Annotated in this window: 15 protein-coding genes; 10 read left to right on the forward strand and 5 right to left on the reverse strand. The window is 36.7% G+C overall.

Annotation, left to right across the window (positions count from 1 at the left end; translation table 11 throughout):
- Window positions 1-15 precede the first annotated feature (15 nt).
- The 8 genes from FHT21_RS23410 to htpG all read left to right on the forward strand — a co-directional run bounded on the left by FHT21_RS23410 (window position 16) and on the right by htpG (window position 10189).
- Window positions 16-1113 carry an efflux RND transporter periplasmic adaptor subunit gene (locus FHT21_RS23410; protein WP_167297117.1) on the forward strand — a complete coding sequence of 366 codons (1098 nt, stop codon included), beginning with the start codon at window positions 16-18 and terminating at the stop codon, window positions 1111-1113.
- 11 nt (window positions 1114-1124) lie between these two features.
- Window positions 1125-1505, forward strand: coding sequence for an efflux RND transporter permease subunit (locus FHT21_RS23415; protein WP_167297118.1), 381 nt, complete (start codon window positions 1125-1127; stop codon window positions 1503-1505).
- Entirely contained in the window at window positions 1505-4615 is a 3111-nt protein-coding gene (locus FHT21_RS23420) for an efflux RND transporter permease subunit (protein WP_167297119.1), read from the forward strand. Before FHT21_RS23415 ends, FHT21_RS23420 begins: the two co-directional genes overlap by 1 nt.
- 1 nt (window position 4616) lies before the next feature.
- On the forward strand, window positions 4617-5927 hold the full coding sequence (locus FHT21_RS23425; RefSeq protein ID WP_167297120.1) for a TolC family protein: 1311 nt from the start codon (window positions 4617-4619) through the stop codon (window positions 5925-5927).
- 16 nt (window positions 5928-5943) lie between these two features.
- Window positions 5944-6828 (forward strand): N-acetylglucosamine kinase, encoded by an 885-nt coding sequence (locus tag FHT21_RS23430; protein ID WP_223833426.1) that lies wholly within the window; start codon window positions 5944-5946, stop codon window positions 6826-6828.
- 95 nt (window positions 6829-6923) lie between these two features.
- A complete protein-coding gene (locus tag FHT21_RS23435; protein ID WP_167297121.1) occupies window positions 6924-7316 on the forward strand; it encodes a response regulator in 393 nt (130 codons plus the stop codon).
- Window positions 7317-7420: 104 nt separating this feature from the next.
- Window positions 7421-8158, forward strand: a complete 738-nt coding sequence (locus FHT21_RS23440; protein ID WP_167297122.1) for a DUF4241 domain-containing protein — start codon at window positions 7421-7423, stop codon at window positions 8156-8158.
- A gap of 144 nt (window positions 8159-8302) precedes the next feature.
- The gene (gene htpG / locus FHT21_RS23445) at window positions 8303-10189 is read left to right on the forward strand and encodes a molecular chaperone HtpG (RefSeq protein ID WP_208399023.1); all 1887 of its coding nucleotides are present in this window, start codon (window positions 8303-8305) and stop codon (window positions 10187-10189) included.
- A 161-nt stretch (window positions 10190-10350) separates the two neighbouring features.
- Here htpG and FHT21_RS23450 read toward each other — a convergent pair whose 3' ends face one another.
- Both FHT21_RS23450 and FHT21_RS23455 read right to left on the reverse strand, forming a co-directional pair.
- Window positions 10351-10827 carry a type I restriction enzyme HsdR N-terminal domain-containing protein gene (locus tag FHT21_RS23450; RefSeq protein WP_167297123.1) on the reverse strand — a complete coding sequence of 159 codons (477 nt, stop codon included), beginning with the start codon at window positions 10825-10827 and terminating at the stop codon, window positions 10351-10353.
- A gap of 28 nt (window positions 10828-10855) precedes the next feature.
- The gene (locus FHT21_RS23455; protein WP_167297124.1) at window positions 10856-11230 is read right to left on the reverse strand and encodes a hypothetical protein; all 375 of its coding nucleotides are present in this window, start codon (window positions 11228-11230) and stop codon (window positions 10856-10858) included.
- A gap of 379 nt (window positions 11231-11609) precedes the next feature.
- Between FHT21_RS23455 and FHT21_RS23460 the strand changes: the two genes are divergently transcribed.
- Window positions 11610-12353 (forward strand): LytTR family DNA-binding domain-containing protein, encoded by a 744-nt coding sequence (locus FHT21_RS23460; RefSeq protein ID WP_167297125.1) that lies wholly within the window; start codon window positions 11610-11612, stop codon window positions 12351-12353.
- Between the two features lie 54 nt (window positions 12354-12407).
- Here the strand turns inward: FHT21_RS23460 and FHT21_RS23465 are convergent, their stop codons facing one another.
- Together FHT21_RS23465 and FHT21_RS23470 are read right to left on the reverse strand one after the other, a co-directional pair.
- Complete coding sequence (locus FHT21_RS23465; protein WP_167297126.1) at window positions 12408-12548, reverse strand: hypothetical protein; 141 nt, start codon at window positions 12546-12548, stop codon at window positions 12408-12410.
- Window positions 12549-12598: 50 nt separating this feature from the next.
- Window positions 12599-12748, reverse strand: a complete 150-nt coding sequence (locus FHT21_RS23470) for a hypothetical protein (RefSeq protein WP_167297127.1) — start codon at window positions 12746-12748, stop codon at window positions 12599-12601.
- 145 nt (window positions 12749-12893) lie between these two features.
- Between FHT21_RS23470 and FHT21_RS23475 the strand changes: the two genes are divergently transcribed.
- On the forward strand, window positions 12894-14009 hold the full coding sequence (locus FHT21_RS23475) for a sensor histidine kinase (protein WP_167297128.1): 1116 nt from the start codon (window positions 12894-12896) through the stop codon (window positions 14007-14009).
- Here the strand turns inward: FHT21_RS23475 and FHT21_RS23480 are convergent.
- Window positions 13998-16802, reverse strand: a complete 2805-nt coding sequence (locus FHT21_RS23480) for a lantibiotic dehydratase (protein ID WP_167297129.1) — start codon at window positions 16800-16802, stop codon at window positions 13998-14000. The two genes, FHT21_RS23475 and FHT21_RS23480, sit on opposite strands and share 12 nt — an antisense overlap.
- Window positions 16803-17010 lie beyond the last annotated feature (208 nt).

A 17010-nucleotide genomic window follows, 5' to 3' on the forward strand; every position in this document is an offset into this window, starting at 1 on the left:
ACACAAATAATAAACATGAAGAAAAGGTATATTATCTATGCTGTTTTAGCTATAGGCTTGGCTTATTTGGTCTATTACAGAATTAACGCAAATAAAAAACTCGAAGGGAAAGGCGGTGCATCTGGGGCGGGAAAAGGCAAAGGTGATGGTAAGGGAAGTGCTTCTGCTCCATTGGTAGTTGATGGAATTGTGGTAAAACCAGTATCGTTTGATAACGATTTGGAAGTAACCGGCGCCATTGATGCCAACGAATCGGTTGTATTGAAAAGTGAAGTATCGGGATTGGTTACCGGAATTTATTTTCAGGAAGGTACAACAGTATCAAAAGGAAGTGTATTGGTAAAAGTAAACGACAGAGATATACAGGCACAATTACAGGATGCACTAACCAAGCAAAAACTTTCATCAACAAATGAAAACCGTGCAAAACAGCTTTTGGCCAAAGGCGCTATTAGCCAGGAGGAGTACGATACTGCTCTGGCCGATTTAAAATCCCTACAGGCGCAAGCACAATTAATTCGGGCGCAACTCGCCAAAACCACTATCCGTGCACCTTTTACCGGTAGAGTAGGCTTGCGTAGCATCTCGGCCGGAACCTATTTAACACCAGCAACTGTAATAGCCAACCTAGTAAGTACCAATCCGGTTAAAATTACTTTTTCCGTTCCGGAGAAATATGCGGGACAGATTAAAGTAAATTCAGAAATTATATTTACGACCGATGGCTCTTCCAAAGAAAATAAAGGAAAAGTTTACGCAATAGAACCGGGGATTAATGCGGCTACCAGAACGTTACAGATTAGGGCTTTGGCACCTAATGCAGATAATGCTTTATTACCAGGTTCTTTTGCCAAAATTAAACTGGCTTTAAATACGGTACAAAATGCCATATTAATTCCTAACGAAGCCGTAATACCTGTGTTAAAAGGCAAAATTGTTTATGTACAAAAAGACGGAAAAGCGCAGGAAGTAAAAGTAGAAGCAGGTACCCGTACCGATGAAAATATTGTAATTACGTCAGGATTAAAAGTTGGCGATACGGTTTTGACAACCGGGTCGATGGCATTGAAGAAAGATGCCCCGGTAAAAGTTCATTTGGTTAAACAATTATGAGTATCTCAACCATGGGTTTAAAAAAAGTAACCTTTATTGCCGTCGCGACTATAGTCTTTGGCTTCGTTGGCTGCAAGCAAAGCCCTAAAGAGCGTGCCGTGATGCAGGTATATGTATCCTATAAAGAAGCCGATTCGGCTACAGTAATGAAAGTTTTAGATCCTTTGCAAAAAGAAATTTCAAAGATCAGCAATATCCATAAAATATCAACATCATCCCAAAAAGGTGCTGGCAATATTATAGTTGAATTTAATATGGATAAAAATATAGATAGTGCGGCTATTGAAGTACAAAACAGACTAACTATAGCTAACACCGGTTTACCAAAAGAAGCCAAAATATATTGTTTTAGAGTGAACAACGAGCATAAAAAAAATAAATACAATCAATAATGAGTATTTCAACCACGAGTATAAAAAGGCCGGTTTTGGCCATTGTGATGAACTTATTGATTGTCCTTTTCGGGATAATCGGCTATACCTTTTTAGGTGTGCGCGAGTACCCATCTATCGACCCAACGGTGGTTTCGGTAAGAACTTCCTATCCTGGTGCCAACTCAGATATTATCGAATCGCAAATTACCGAACCTTTAGAAAAATCGATCAACTCCATTGATGGGATCAGGAATATTTCTTCATCAAGCAACCAGGGAACGAGTAACATTACCATAGAGTTTAACCTTGATAAAAATATAGAAGAGGCCGCCAATGATGTGCGTGACAAAGTATCGCAGGCTGCCCGTACCTTACCTAAAGATATTGACGGTTTACCGGTAGTAAGTAAGGCTGATGCCAACTCTGACCCTATTTTATCGATGACGATCCAGAGCGATAAACGCAATACACTGGAATTAAGTGATTTTGCTGAAAACGTAATTGCCGACCGCATCCAAACCATTCCGGGGGTAAGTAGTGTACAAATCCAGGGCCAAAGGAAATATGCCATGCGTATCTGGATGGATCCAAATAAACTAAGTGCTTACGGCTTAACCTCGCAGGATATTGTTACTGCATTAGACAATGAAAACGTAGAGCTTCCATCAGGAAAAATCACCGGCGCTACTACCGAACTAACAGTTAAAACCCTGGGGAAATTAACCAACGAAAGCGAGTTTAATAACTTAATCTTAAAAGCCGACAGCAATCAGGTAGTTAAACTAAAAGATGTTGGTTATGCGGTTTTAGGACCAGAAAACGAAGAAACCATTCTACGTGAATCGGGCAGACCGATGGTGGCCATTGCCATTATCCCTCAGCCCGGAGCCAATTACCTCGATATCAGTAAAGAGTTTTACAAACGTTTTGATAAATTAAAAGCCGATATCCCACAGGATATTAAATTGAAAGTTGCATTAGACAACACCCTTTTCATCAAGCGTTCGGTAACCGAAGTTGCCGAGACTATTGGTTTATCACTGGTATTGGTAATTTTGATCATATATCTCTTTTTCAGAGATTGGGCCATTGCTTTTAGACCTTTAATCGATATCCCGGTATCTTTAATTTTTACTTTCTTCATCATGTACGCCTTCGGCTTTTCAATCAATGTATTGAGTTTATTGGCCATTGTACTGGCTACAGGATTGGTGGTAGATGATGGTATTGTGGTTACCGAAAATATATTTAAAAAGGTTGAAGAAGGCATGTCGCCTTTCGAGGCAGCCATTAAAGGATCAAATGAAATCTTTTTTGCTGTAATTTCGATTTCCATTACCCTTGCGGCCGTATTTTTACCAGTAATTTTCTTACAGGGCTTTGTGGGCCGTTTATTTAGAGAGTTTGGCGTGGTAATAGGTGCCGCGGTACTGGTATCTGCCTTTGTATCACTTACTTTAACACCGATGTTAAATGCCTACCTGATGAAAAAGGGTGGACATAAACCATCCAGGTTTTACAACTGGACAGAACCCTATTTTATAAAATTAAATGATGCATACGAATCTAACCTGAACAAATTTTTGGATAAAAGATGGCTTTCCATTCCAATTATTATAGTGTGTATGGGGCTTATTTTCTTATTCTGGAAGGTTTTACCAAAAGAAACCGCCCCTTATGACGATAGAAGTGCAATCAATATCAGTGCAAGCACTCCTGAAGGTGCCTCCTTTGCCTATACGGATCAGTTTATTATGAAACTGAATCAGTTGGTAATTGATTCAGTTCCCGAAAAAAACGTAAACATTACCATTACTTCGCCAAGTTTTGGTGGTTCGGGTGCGGTAAACTCTGGTTTTGTAAGAATGGGTTTAACAGATCCCGAAACGCGTAAACGTTCGCAAAAAGACATTGCCGATATGCTCACCCGGGTAACCAAAAAATATACCGAAGGTAAAACCATTGTGAGCCAACAGCCAACCATTTCAGTAGGTCGCCGTGGCGGATTACCCATCAGTTATATTATCCAGGCCCAAAATTTCGAAAAACTAAGAGAGAAAATCCCTTTGTTTATGGATGCGGTTTCGAAAGACCCAACATTCACCGTATCAGACGTAAACCTGAAATTTAACAAGCCTGAAATTAACTTGACCATCGACAGGGATAAGGCCAAAAATTTAGGTGTTTCTATATCTGCTATTGCACAAACCTTAAATTTAGGATTAAGTGGTCAAAGGTTTTCGTATTTCTTCATGAATGGAAAACAATACCAGGTAATTGGTCAGTTCGATCGTGGAGACCGGAAGGATCCATTAGATTTAAGTTCTGTTTATGTACGTAATGATAAGGGTGAGTTGGTTCAGCTAGACAATGTGGTTACGGCTAAAGAAGAAAGTAGTCCGCCACAGCTGTACAGGAACAACCGCTTTATTGCGGCAACTGTTTCGGCAGGTTTAGCACCGGGAAAAAGTATTGGCGAAGGTATAGATGCCATGGATGCTATTTCTAAAAAAGTATTAGACGAAACTTTCTCTACCGATTTAAGTGGAGAATCGCGGGATTTTAAAGAAAGCTCTTCAAATACCTTCTTTGCATTCGGTTTGGCGCTCCTTCTGGTTTATTTAATTCTTTCGGCACAGTTTGAGAGCTTTAAAGATCCCATTATCATCATTTTAACTGTACCCATGGCCGTTGCCGGTGCATTTTTATCGCTCTGGTTATGTGGACAAAGCTGGAATATCTTCAGCCAGATCGGTACCATTATGCTTATTGGTTTGGTAACCAAAAATGGTATTTTAATTGTTGAGTTTGCTAACCAGCTAAAAGAAAAAGGGATTGCGATTCCCCAAGCTATACGTGAAGCTGCTGTTTCGCGTTTGCGCCCAATTTTAATGACCAGCTTAGCCATTGCGATTGGAGCTTTACCAATTGCCCTTGCTTTAGGTGCCGCTGCAAAAAGCAGAATGAGTATGGGAACCGTAATTGTAGGTGGAACATTGTTCTCTTTGGTTTTAACCTTATTTGTAATCCCAGCCATTTACTCTTACTGGGCCAAACCGTACAAACCGAATAAAGAATTAAAAGAAGCCCATCGTTTTGAACAAGAAGCTTTACATACAGAAGAATAAGATGAGCAGGAAATTAAAAATATTTATCCTGTTGGTAAGTTTATCTCTTTCGGGCTTTGCTCAGGAAAAACTGAGCTTACAGGAGGCGATAACTGTTGCTTTACAGAACAATTACGATATCAAAATCAGTAAAAACCAGATCGATATCGCAAAAAACAATGCCAATATTGGCAACGCGGGTATGTTACCTAATTTAACGGGAAGTTATACCAATGGTGGAAGTATCCAGAATACCAGGCAAACCCCTGCAACTGGTCCTGATCGGGTAATTACAGGTGCAAAAAGTACCAATAACAGTTATGGTACGGAATTAAACTGGACTATTTTTAATGGTTTTAGCATGTTTGCCAATTATGATCGCTTAAAAGAGTTGCAAAAACAAGGCGAGTTAAACGCCCGGTTAACCATTTTAACTACAGTTGCTGATGTAATTACGGCTTATTACGACATTGTAAGGCAACAACAATTGGTTATTGCAGCCGATAGTGCAATGGACGTTTCTGTATTGCGTACCAATATTGCGAAAACAAAATTACAACTTGGCCGTGGCTCTAAATTGGATGTGTTAACCGCACAGGTTGATTACAATACCGATACATCAAACTATCTGCAAACCAAAAATGCCTTACAGGTAGCTAAAGTGCACTTAAACCAATTGATGGTGAGAGATATCGGTACTTCGTTTTCTGTAGACAACCACATTGATGTAGATAAAGGTATCCTGTTCAGTAAAATGGCCGAAATGGCTGAGCAGCAGAATCCTAATGTGCAGAATGCATTTATTAATCAACGTATTGCTTCCTTAAATTTAAAATCTATCCGTGGGGCAAGGTATCCATCTGTAAGTTTAAACTCTGGCTACAGCAGGGCAAACAGTACCAGCCCTACCGGCTTTAACCAAAAATTTGCTGCGAATGGATTTACTTATGGCGTTACGGCAAGTATAAATTTATTTAATGGTTTTTTACAGCGCCAACAAGAGCGTAATGCAAAAATAGAGATCGACAACTCGGCTCTTAATCTGAACAAAACCAAGCTGGATGTAAATTCGCAATTGCTTACTGCTTATCAAAATTACAGCACCTACCTGGATCTGATTAAATTAGAGCAGCGAAATGTAGATATTGCAAAAGAAAACTTAGATATTACTCTAGCAAAATACCGTTTAGGCAGCATAGCCCCTTTAGAACTAAGAGAAGCACAGCGTAATGCTATTGATGCACAAAACCGTTTCATCGAAATGCAATATCAAGCAAAAATAGCCGAAACTACACTGAAAGAAATCAGTGGAAATATAAATTTATCTAATTAATTTTTATATTTAGTCCATGATACTTGTTGCAGATAGTGGCTCATCGAAAACCGATTGGATGGGCTATCATAATGGCGAAACCATTAAATTTAGCACTCCTGGAATAAACCCTTATTTCTTAAGTGAGCAAGAAATTACAAAGCTGATTTCTAAAAATGAATCCTTATTACAATACGCTAATGAGGTAAAAGAAATCTACTTTTTTGGAGCTGGTTGCTCTTCACCTGATAAACATGAAGTAGTCTCAAATGGCTTGTCGGCCGTTTTTGGTAATGCTTTTATTTCAGTAGACCACGATCTTCTGGGCTCGGTATATGCTACCTGCGGAAATGCAGAAGGCTTAAACTGTATTTTAGGCACCGGATCTAATATCTGTTATTTCGATGGAAAGAAAATCCACGATGGGCATCATGGCTTAGGCTACGTTCTTGGCGATGAAGGTTCTGGTACTTTCTTTGGAAAGAAAGTACTTCTAAGTTATTTGTACAATAAAATGCCATCAACCCTAGCTGCAGAATTTAAAAAGTCTTTCCCGGCAGAAAAAGAACAGATTATTACCAATGTTTATCAAAAACCTTTCCCAAATATCTATTTAGCAGGCTTTAGCCGCTTCATGGCCAGCCATAAAGACCATCCATTTATTCAGGACATTTTAAGAACAGGCTTTCAGGAGTTTGTAGATACCAATGTTAAAGATTATCCTAAACACAAAAGTGTTCCATGCCACTTTGTAGGCTCTATAGCCTATTATTATCAGGAAACATTAATTTCAGTGTTATTAGAAAATGGCATTGAACCCGGAAAAATATTACAGAAACCTATTGAAGAGCTATTTAATTTTATTTTAAACAAAGAAGGGATAGTACCAACAAGTGAATTAAAATCGAAGTCTATTTTTTAGCTACTATAAATTTATTGTTAAAATATTCTTAAGATTGTAAACATAACAACATAAACTTTTGTTATATTCTTAATGGCATATAAATGCACACACATATGAAGAGAATACTGGTAGTAGATGACGATATTGAGGTTTTAGAAACCATACAATTAATACTGGAAATCGGAGGATTTAAAGTTTCTGCACTGAATGATGGTGAGGAGATTTTTAACAGAATTGAAAAATTTAGGCCTGATTTAATCTTACTAGACATTTCTCTGGGACACATCGATGGGCGTGTATTATGCGAACAGTTAAAATCGATTGAAAGCACCTCTAAAATTCCAATTTTGCTTATTTCTGGTTTATATGATCCAAAAGATTTTACAACCTTAAACTACGGACAGGACGATTTCTTATCGAAACCATTCCAAATGGACGTGTTACTTAAAAAGATCACTAAAATTCTTTCACTGGAAGAAGATAAACCAAGTTTTCTTTTAAATTAATTAAGCTGACATTAAAATAACGAGCCAAGAAGACCTTTAAATTTTCTTGGCTTTTTTATTTTCATAAGAATAAAAAAGCCTCTCTATCGAATAAATTAATGATAATGATACCAAGCACTGAATGGTTAAAAACCTGGAACGAGAAACGTGCTTTATTGGCCTGCCCCAATAACTTGAATGATTATTTTGAGGAAACAGCAGTAGCTGGTAAAAAGATAGATCACTTAGAACTAGGAAGTGTTTCTATTCCAACAGGAGAAATTTTGGTTAGAGATCCGCTTGTATATATCCAAAAAGATGCCGAGCCCTATTTAATTAAAGTTCCTAAAGGCGAATTCCCGGTAACTACAGCTGTAGTAGTTCCTGACGATGAAGATGGTGCCAGATACGCCGCTGTTAAAGTGCAATTTACAGCTTATGATGCCATACGCTTTGAAGAAGCGTTAATCGGCACAGAAGACCTTATTGATTTTAACGAAGGAGAGTTTTTTGGTTTCAATGTAGATGCAGGCTTAGCTTGCGTGCTGGATAAAGAAACCTTAAATCATTTTTGTGCATTTCAAGAGTCATTTAATAAAGAACATCCAGGCAAAAATTTATACGATGATTATTTCGCGGCACTTTTTGCAAGTAATTATGCTGAAAACCCCGATTATCAACGTGAAGGTGGCGATTGGATTAACTGGAAAATACCTGGAACCGATTACCATATTCCATTTTTTCAAAGTGGTTTTGGCGATGGCACCTACCCGGTTTATTATGGCTTTGATATTGAAGGCAATATCTGCTCTCTAATTATTCAGTTTATCGATATTGAACTAGCCTACGGAGCAGGGGAATAGATAATGATTATCGGATGTCCTGCTAGAACACAGACCACGGAATCACACAGCCAATAACAACTCACACATCTGTCATTTTGGCAAACAAATTCTTTTGGAACAACCCTTGTTATGCAGGATGTAGATTAAACAATTTATTTACATATGAGCATACAGGAAAAAGGAAATATTTCCATACACACTGAGAATATTTTCCCGATAATTAAGAAGTTTTTATACTCTGATAACGAAATTTTTCTTCGCGAGTTGGTTTCTAACGCAGTAGATGCAGTCCAGAAAATTAAAAGACTAGGTTCATTAGGTCAGTTTAATGGCGAAGTTGGTCAACCATTGGTGCAAGTTGCGGTTGATAAGGATGCAAAAACCATTACCATTAGCGATAACGGTTTGGGGATGACTGCCGAAGAAATTAAAAAATACATTAACCAGGTTGCCTTTTCTGGCGCAAGTGAGTTTGTAGAGAAATTTAAAGATGCTAAAGATGCCAATGAAATCATCGGTAAATTCGGTTTAGGTTTCTATTCGGCCTTTATGGTTGCAGATTTAGTGGAAATTCAAACCTTATCATACCAGGATGGCGCTGAGCCTGCACGCTGGGTTTGCGATGGCAGTACAGAATTTGAAATTACTGAAGGCACTAAAACCACACGTGGTACCGATATTATCCTCCATGTAAACAAAGATTCGGAAGAGTTTTTAGAAGAAAGCAAACTGCAGGACATCCTTGATAAATACGCTAAGTTTTTACCTGTTCCGATTAAGTTTGGTACGAAAACAGAATCAGTTGAAGATGGCGTAGATGAAGAAGGTAAAACAAAATATAAAGATGTTGAAGTTGATAACATTGTTAACACCACCAACCCGATCTGGACAAAAGCCCCTGCAGATTTGTCAGACGAGGATTATTTAAACTTTTACCGTGAATTGTATCCATTTAGTGAAGAACCATTATTCTGGATCCACTTAAATGTTGATTACCCTTTTAATTTAACAGGTGTATTGTATTTCCCTAAGTTGAAAAACGACTTCGAAATGCAGCGCAACAAAATCAAATTATACTCACGCCAGGTATTTATTACCGACGAGGTTAAAGATATTGTTCCTGAATTTTTGATGTTATTACATGGTGTAATCGACTCTCCTGATATTCCTTTAAATGTATCGCGTAGTTTCTTACAGGCCGATAGTAACGTTAAAAAGATCAACAATTACATTACTAAAAAGGTTGCTGATAAATTAGGTGAGTTATTTGCTAAAGACCGTAAAGCTTACGAAGATAAATGGAAAGACATTGGTCTTTTTGTTAAATATGGCATGATCAGTGAAGAGAAGTTTTACGATAAAGCCAAAGATTTTGCTTTAGTAGGCAATACTAAAAATGAGCTTTTTACACTTCCTGAGTACAAAGAGAAGGTAAAGGCTTTACAAACGGATAAAAATGGCACTGTGGTTTATTTATATACCAATGATGCTGCTAAACAAGATGCCTTTATCCAATCGGCCAATAAAAAAGATTACGATGTTTTAGTACTGGATTCGCCAATTGACAATCACTTTATTAATCAATTGGAGCAAAAATTAGAGAAAACATCAATTAAACGTGTTGATTCGAGCGTTGCGGATAAATTAATTGAGAAAGATGAGCAGAACGAGCATGTTTTAACTGAAGATCAGGTAAAAGAAGTAACTGCGATTTTTGAAAAAGCCATTACCAAACCGGGTATGCATGTAGAAATTGTGGCTTTACATCCGGAGGAATTACCAGTTACTATTACCATGGATGAATTTATGCGCCGGATGAAAGATATGGCTGCAATGGGTGGTGGAATGGGCTTTTACGGTCAAATGCCCGACAATTATAAAGTTGCCATTAATGGAAACCATAAATTGGTAAGTAAAATTTTAAAAGCTGAAGGAGAAGAGCAAAGCAACCTGGCTAAACAAGCAGTAGATTTAGCGCTTTTAGCGCAAGGCATGTTAACTGGTGCAGAATTAACAGCTTTTGTAAGCAGAAGTGTAGAATTAATTTAATCAGGAGAAATCCTGTTATAGTTTAAAGGGAGAAACCGAATTGGTTTCTCCCTTTTTCTTTTGCGAGAGGGCATAAAAAAAGTCTTGATCAGATCAAGACTTTTAGATAAGAATTTTTCGGGAACTCTTAGATCAAAATTAATATTATTAGCCTATTGCTACTATATGGTTTTATGATCTACATTGAAATAATCTTTGTGATCTTCAATCATTTTAGCAATGGTAGCAGCTTTGGTATCGGTTATTTTAAACTCGAATAATGGCTCTTGGTTTTTCTTTGATCTCACCATTTTCTCTGTGTAAAAGCGGTATACTAAGCCATTGGTTAATAAACCATATTTAGCTTTTGTTTTACGGAAGTATTTAGATAGGCGTGAATCATGAATATCTAAATTATCGTTGTGGTGTTTACATTCAACAAGGATTGTTGGTTCGCCATCTTTCATAATGGTGTAATCAACTTTTTTACTTTTTTTAACCCCGAAGTCTAGAACAGCTTCAGATTGAACTTCAGAAGGGTCAAATCCTAAGATTTGGATAAAAGGCATAACCAACGCATTCCTTGTTAAATCCTCAGATTGAACTTGTGGAAGCATTTTCTTAATTCTTACGGCAAACTGCCCGATTTCGTCTTTCAATTCCATGTTGTTATCTATTATTAGGTCGTTAGTTTTTTAAATTGTATTGGTTAAACACCGAATTTGCAGTGATAATAATTTGATCTAAACTTTGTTTATCAAAAAAGTTTCTGTTCAACATATCAACCATATAAGTTAATTTGTTGATATCAGTAGCGCGCATAGTAAACTGGAAACTTTTCATACCATCTTTAATAGCTTGCTGAACATAATTACGCACAACTAAAAAAGATTTTCTGAATGCGTATTCGCCATCTAATTGGCCTTTAACAGGATTCTGTCCATCAAGATTGCTATATTCATTTTGCATTCTCTGATACATATCAGCGTTGATTCCTTGATTTTTTAGAACTCCCTTGTAGTAGATTTTATTAAGTAAATATTCGTATTCGTTGTTTTTCATGTTGAGGCTTGGTAGATGTAGGGGAATATTTCTTTGCTTTTCGGTATTTTTTGTTTTTTTAGTTTTTGTAATCTTACCCAGTATTGTATGGCCTGTTTTTAATTTTATTTATCTACAGGCTACACAAGATTGGGCAGGCAGATGTTTTTCACAATTAGTAGTTTTCACTGCTAATTATTTTGTTTTTGGCAAACAGTATAAAGATTATAAAAAGAAGGGGATCAGATAATTTTTTTACATCAACTACCCAGAATATTACACGAAACCCTGGTTTTTTTTAGACGAAACCTGAGATAAGTTTTTTTTGATGCAATTGTTAATTCAATTCATTTTTATTTAACTTGCATTCAAATCAAATAAAACAAACATATTTATACTCATGAATCTAAAATGCGTTGTTATAGACGACGAGCAGCATGCAATTGAAGTATTAACTGACCACATTGCGGAAATGCCTGGTTTAACAGTTTTTAAAACTTTTACCAGTCCGGTCCAGGCACTTACTGAGATAAGTACCGAAGACGAAATTGATTTATTGTTTATGGATATTGATATGCCAGGCATAAATGGATTGGAACTGGCTAAAAATATCAGAGAAAAAGCAAAATATTTGATTTTTACTACTGCACATCCTGATTATGCCTTGCAAGCATTTGATGTACAATCGGATCAATATCTACTTAAACCTATTTCATTTGCAAAATTCGCATTGGGCATAGACCGAATTTTAAAGAAAGAGGCCAATGCAACAAAAGCGACTCCTAAAGAAACTGACCAGGTTGCGGCACTTTATATTAAAGGCGACCATAAATATGCTTTTTCTAACATCGCTATTGATGAAATACTTTACATCAAAGCATTACAGAATTATATACAGATTATTACTAAATCCGAAATCCACACTACCTACCTTACACTTAAGGAAATTGAAAAGGCCTTAGAAAACCACGCATTTATCCGTGTTAATAAATCGAACATTGTGGCTAAAGCGGCAATTAAAAAAGTAGATGGGAATATAATCCGTTTGGTAAATAACGAGATGATCCAAATTGGCGAAGGTTATAAAGAAGCCTTCTTCAACTATGTACAGAGCAGTTTATTAAAATCGAACCGGAATCACTAATTGATAATATCGAGCCGACTTTTCGTTACCCAGAGTAATAATGAGTTCAAAAAACTACAATCCAAAAATAAAGCTGGTCATTACAGTGTGACTTTGATCTCCTGTTGGATTAGTTTCATAGCTGCTTTGAGCTTTAATGTTTTTATAAACAAAAACAGTTTTTTTGGCAAGTTTGGTTGTATGTTGCGCTTTCATTATAATTATGTTTAAATATGATGATATAATATTAAAATAAGTTATACGAATTAAAACTCCATAATAAAACTGGTCATTACGGTGTGGCTTTGATCTCCTGTTGGATTAGTTTGATAGCTGCTTTGAGCTTTAATATTTTTATAAACAAAAACAGTTTTTTTAGCAAGTTTTGTAGCAGGATTTGTGTGTTGAGCTTTCATAATATATAGTATTAAATTTTTTGTTATTATCGTTATAATTAATTTTCTGTAAAGATGCACCTCAAAATTAGACTCGACCACTTTTTTACACAAACCCCTGCTTTTGGGAGATAAAAACCCCATTTTAATAGATTAAAAGAAAAAAATGAGCTTTTTACATTTAAAAAAATTCTACGAAAGGTATAAGTTTCACTTATTGGTATGGAGTCTTTACATCATTTATGAGGTATTTATTCTAGGTTTAGCTACCCATAAATTTCGAGAACCCGGAGCTTACCTGCTGGTTTATATTGTTAATATCCTGACCTTCTACATATATGGTTTTTTTCTTAAAAAAATAATCAAAACCGGGTCTATACCTATAAAAATCTTAAAGATCGTTGCACTCATTGCCATAATGATTTTTGCATACGTAATTTCTACATTTCTTCTTATTCTCCTATTCGAGCAAATTAGATTACTTGAAATAAACTCATCCAGATCTTTCGATAGAGAATTCATATTGCCTTGTATCTATCGCTCAATACTATATATTGGTTATTCTACTGGCTACATATACGTCGTTAAATCATTTCAAGACCAGAAGAAAGTAGAAGCGTTAGAACGGCAGAACCTGGTTACCCAAATAGAAAAACAGGCTTTAGAAAACGATCTGGTTCAATCGCAAAACAATTATCTACGCAGCCAGATCAATCCACACTTTCTATTTAATACGTTAAACTTTATTTATAACGATGCCCGCAAAAAGGCACCCATGGCAGCAGATGCAATTATGAATCTGGCTGAAATGATGCGTTACGCACTAAAACGTCCTGAAGCATCAGAAATGGTTCCGCTAAGTGAAGAAATTGAGCAGATTGAGCACTTGATCAACCTCCATAAACTCCGAACGGCGAACAACATTAATCTGGAACTTGAAGTAACGGGCGATATGTTCGGATTAAGATTTCCACCGCTTATATTACTAACTTTGGTTGAAAACATCTTTAAACACGGAAATGTTTCGCACTCTACGCAACCGGCGTTTATTAAAATTGCTTACGAAAAAGACAAGCTTAATATCAGCACCATAAACATGATTAATGATAATAAAGGCAAACAAACTGAAAGCCATCATGTAGGGATTGATAATATTGGCAAGCGCCTTAATAGTTTTTATGGTAACGACTATATATTCAAATATTACAAAGATCCGCTAAACCGCTATATTACTGAAATAGACGTAACTGTTGTTAATCCATTGGCCAGGTTAAACCGCTAAATTCGTTGCATTTTGACGCTGAATATCTTTTAGCAGAAAATAGTACATTACCATTTCATTCGTTCGCTGATCTTTGTTAAAGAGTCGGTTTACGTGCATATGTATTAAATCGGTTAATAGCTTTAGTGCATTTTCTGGAGCGCATTGTTTAAGAATTTTGATAAACGAGGCCGAAAACAAGCTAAACCCTTGCTCCTGCTCTACAGTTAACGTTGCCCATTCTGTTTTTCGGAATTCCTGATAATGAATATTTAATTGTTTAAAGTCAGCTGGATCTAATCGATGCTCTTCATTAAAATTATCAGACATTAATCTCACGATCTTATTAACAGCCAGCTTATCTATAACGCCAGATCCGATAATCTTTGAAACCAAAAGACTACACAGCTTATATTTATTGAAATCGTCGGTCTGGGTTTCTAAAAGCGATAATACAAATTCACTATCTGTAGCAAAATGCTGTTCAACATCTTCGATCAAGTTGCTGCCATAACGCTCTAACTCGCGTTTATAGGTTTTAATCTGCACATCTGATACCAAACCTGAATTTAAAAACAATTCTAGCTCATTCATGAGTTCAGATATTAACAACTGCCCATCCCTTGGGTTGTTTAGCTGAATCCTAAACCGAATGTGGTTTCCATTTTCATTGTAACGGATAAAAAACCATGTTTTTACCTGATCTGTATGAGTGGTTAGAAAGGGTGCAATTACTTCTGTCAAAATCTGATCGCTCCGTTGCTGGTGACAATAAATTTCGAAATACAGCCATTCTTTACCTGGCAGGAAAGATCGCGTTACCCCGGTTTCTGTTGGTGTTTTAGCTAAACCGCGATAAATTTGTTCGTTATGACCGATGCTTAAAACAAACTGCGCTAAATAAGGCTTAGCTGTTTCATCAACTACGATACTATTTTGTGGCATTAACATCTCTTCAATGTAAGTATTGCCATGTTTTTGCACGTATTGGAGAAAAGCATTTATATCATCGTCGTTTTGTAGGGCAAAGCATAAAGTTTGATCGGACATACCTGCTTTAAAATATTCGCTAACACCTAAATTGTTTAGGTATGATCTACATTCGGCGATGGATAACAACTTTTGACCAGGCCCTAAAAGGGCTTCCTTTTTAATTTTCCATTTACTCCTACTTAGAATTATATTTTGATATTGTAACCTTGGATAATAATCCAGATCAGGAAAAATAGAATCTAGCGAAAAGGAAAGATTTGTTTGTAAGCCTTGATGTTGTAAATCGCAAAGTAACCTAAATACAGAAAGATCTGAGCGAATATAGTTGTAGGCAGAAGCCATTCTTGGCACCAACCGCTTATTTAAGTGCTTAGAACGAAGGATAATCTCTATGCCCCGAACTGAAATCTGTATATCATTTAAGGCAAGTGGCGATGCTGAGGTATCAAAATTTAAGATTGACAATTGATGCCCATAAATCAGTTTGCGCCTGTTTACATTATCTACATTCGCCTCTACCATATAGGCCACATCAAAAAACAGAACCTCTGGATTTGCTTGTTGTTCTGCCTCTGCAATATCTTTAGCATATTGTGCTACATCATCGGCTGCCATTGTAAACCTTCCGCTTAATGCATTTGATGTTGCTCCACCGATCTGTTCGATAAAAATCAAATCGTCATGAACAGACATTACCATGCTAAATGAATTAGGTAAGGCGGCTAATTTCTGATTCGGCGTCAAGGTAAGTTTGTTCAGATAAACAGTTTTACCTTTTTCGAATTTTTGTTCCCTCAGGAAGGTTTTTAATGCCGTTTTAATATTTTCTGTCTCCGCTTTTTTAGGCGGCTTATTATTGAAGCGTGTGATAAACTCGCTGTTTTGACCGGCTTGTTCCAACTCATCATAGCCTATACCCATTTCTGGATCTAATGCCAATAGAAGCGGTACTTCCTGATCTTCAAATTTCTTCTTAAACCTAGCACTGAATTGGCTAAGGGCATCACGATCTTTCGCAGGCATTATAGCATGGAGTGTATTGATCAAGCCTGGAATAGCCTGAAGCGAGCGTTCATTAATATTACCTGATAAAACCGTACGTTGCGCAATAAGATATTTTGGTAGCTCAGCGGTAACAGGGAGGCCTAAACGTTCAAAATAATCATCTCCTATAATATTGGGATCGTAGTTCGTAAAAACAAGCTGTAAATCGTGCATATCCTGCAGCAAACCAAACAGATTCCCGGTTTCAGCATCATTTAATTCTAATTGTTTTACCAGATCGTTAAACCTAATCGGTTTTAAGCAGGCGGCTAATATTTGTTGTACAAAATCATCTTGATCTAACTCGGCCAGTTCGAAAACACCATCGGTACAGGCTATATAACGGATACTATTGGGTGTTAAATAATAACTGCTATTACTAAATAAGAGACAGTTTTTTTGCAACAGATCTGCCAATGGCAATTGAATATTATTTTTATAAGGCCAATCAACCAGTTGGCGTACGCTTTGGGCTTCTTCAATTACTATTCTGCTTTCAGCTGGCTTAATGGCATTATTTAACAAACTAAAACCAGCAAAGGTACCATAAGGGGTTGACCGAAATTTCGCACGGTTAAAATATTTCCAGATGGTAAAATAAACCTTAGGTGGAAGATCTTTGAGTTCGCTTGCCTTTACTTCTTTTATGGTTTCATAAAAAGCAGCGGAAGATATTGAAATGGCTAGCTTTAGTTCCTCCCAACAATCTACAAGTTCGGATTGATATGAAAATTTAGGTGTTCTAAAAATTACGGTTGGTTGGATATTCAGCTTCATTGCATTTATATGAGAAGCGAAAATTACAAAGATTAATTTAAAAAAATTATCAATTGGCAGTTTTCAGTTTTCAGCAGCCAATTTCATGCATGCAATGCTGCGGTGACCTGGGATTTGTAATCCGGTCTAAATGAACTAAGGGTTTTCAATCCTTTAATCGTAGATTAAAAATCCCCAGTATAATAGCTCGGGATTACAGACCTGGCCA

This window comes from Pedobacter sp. SG908 (assembly GCF_011759615.1).
Classification (GTDB): domain Bacteria; phylum Bacteroidota; class Bacteroidia; order Sphingobacteriales; family Sphingobacteriaceae; genus Pedobacter; species Pedobacter riviphilus.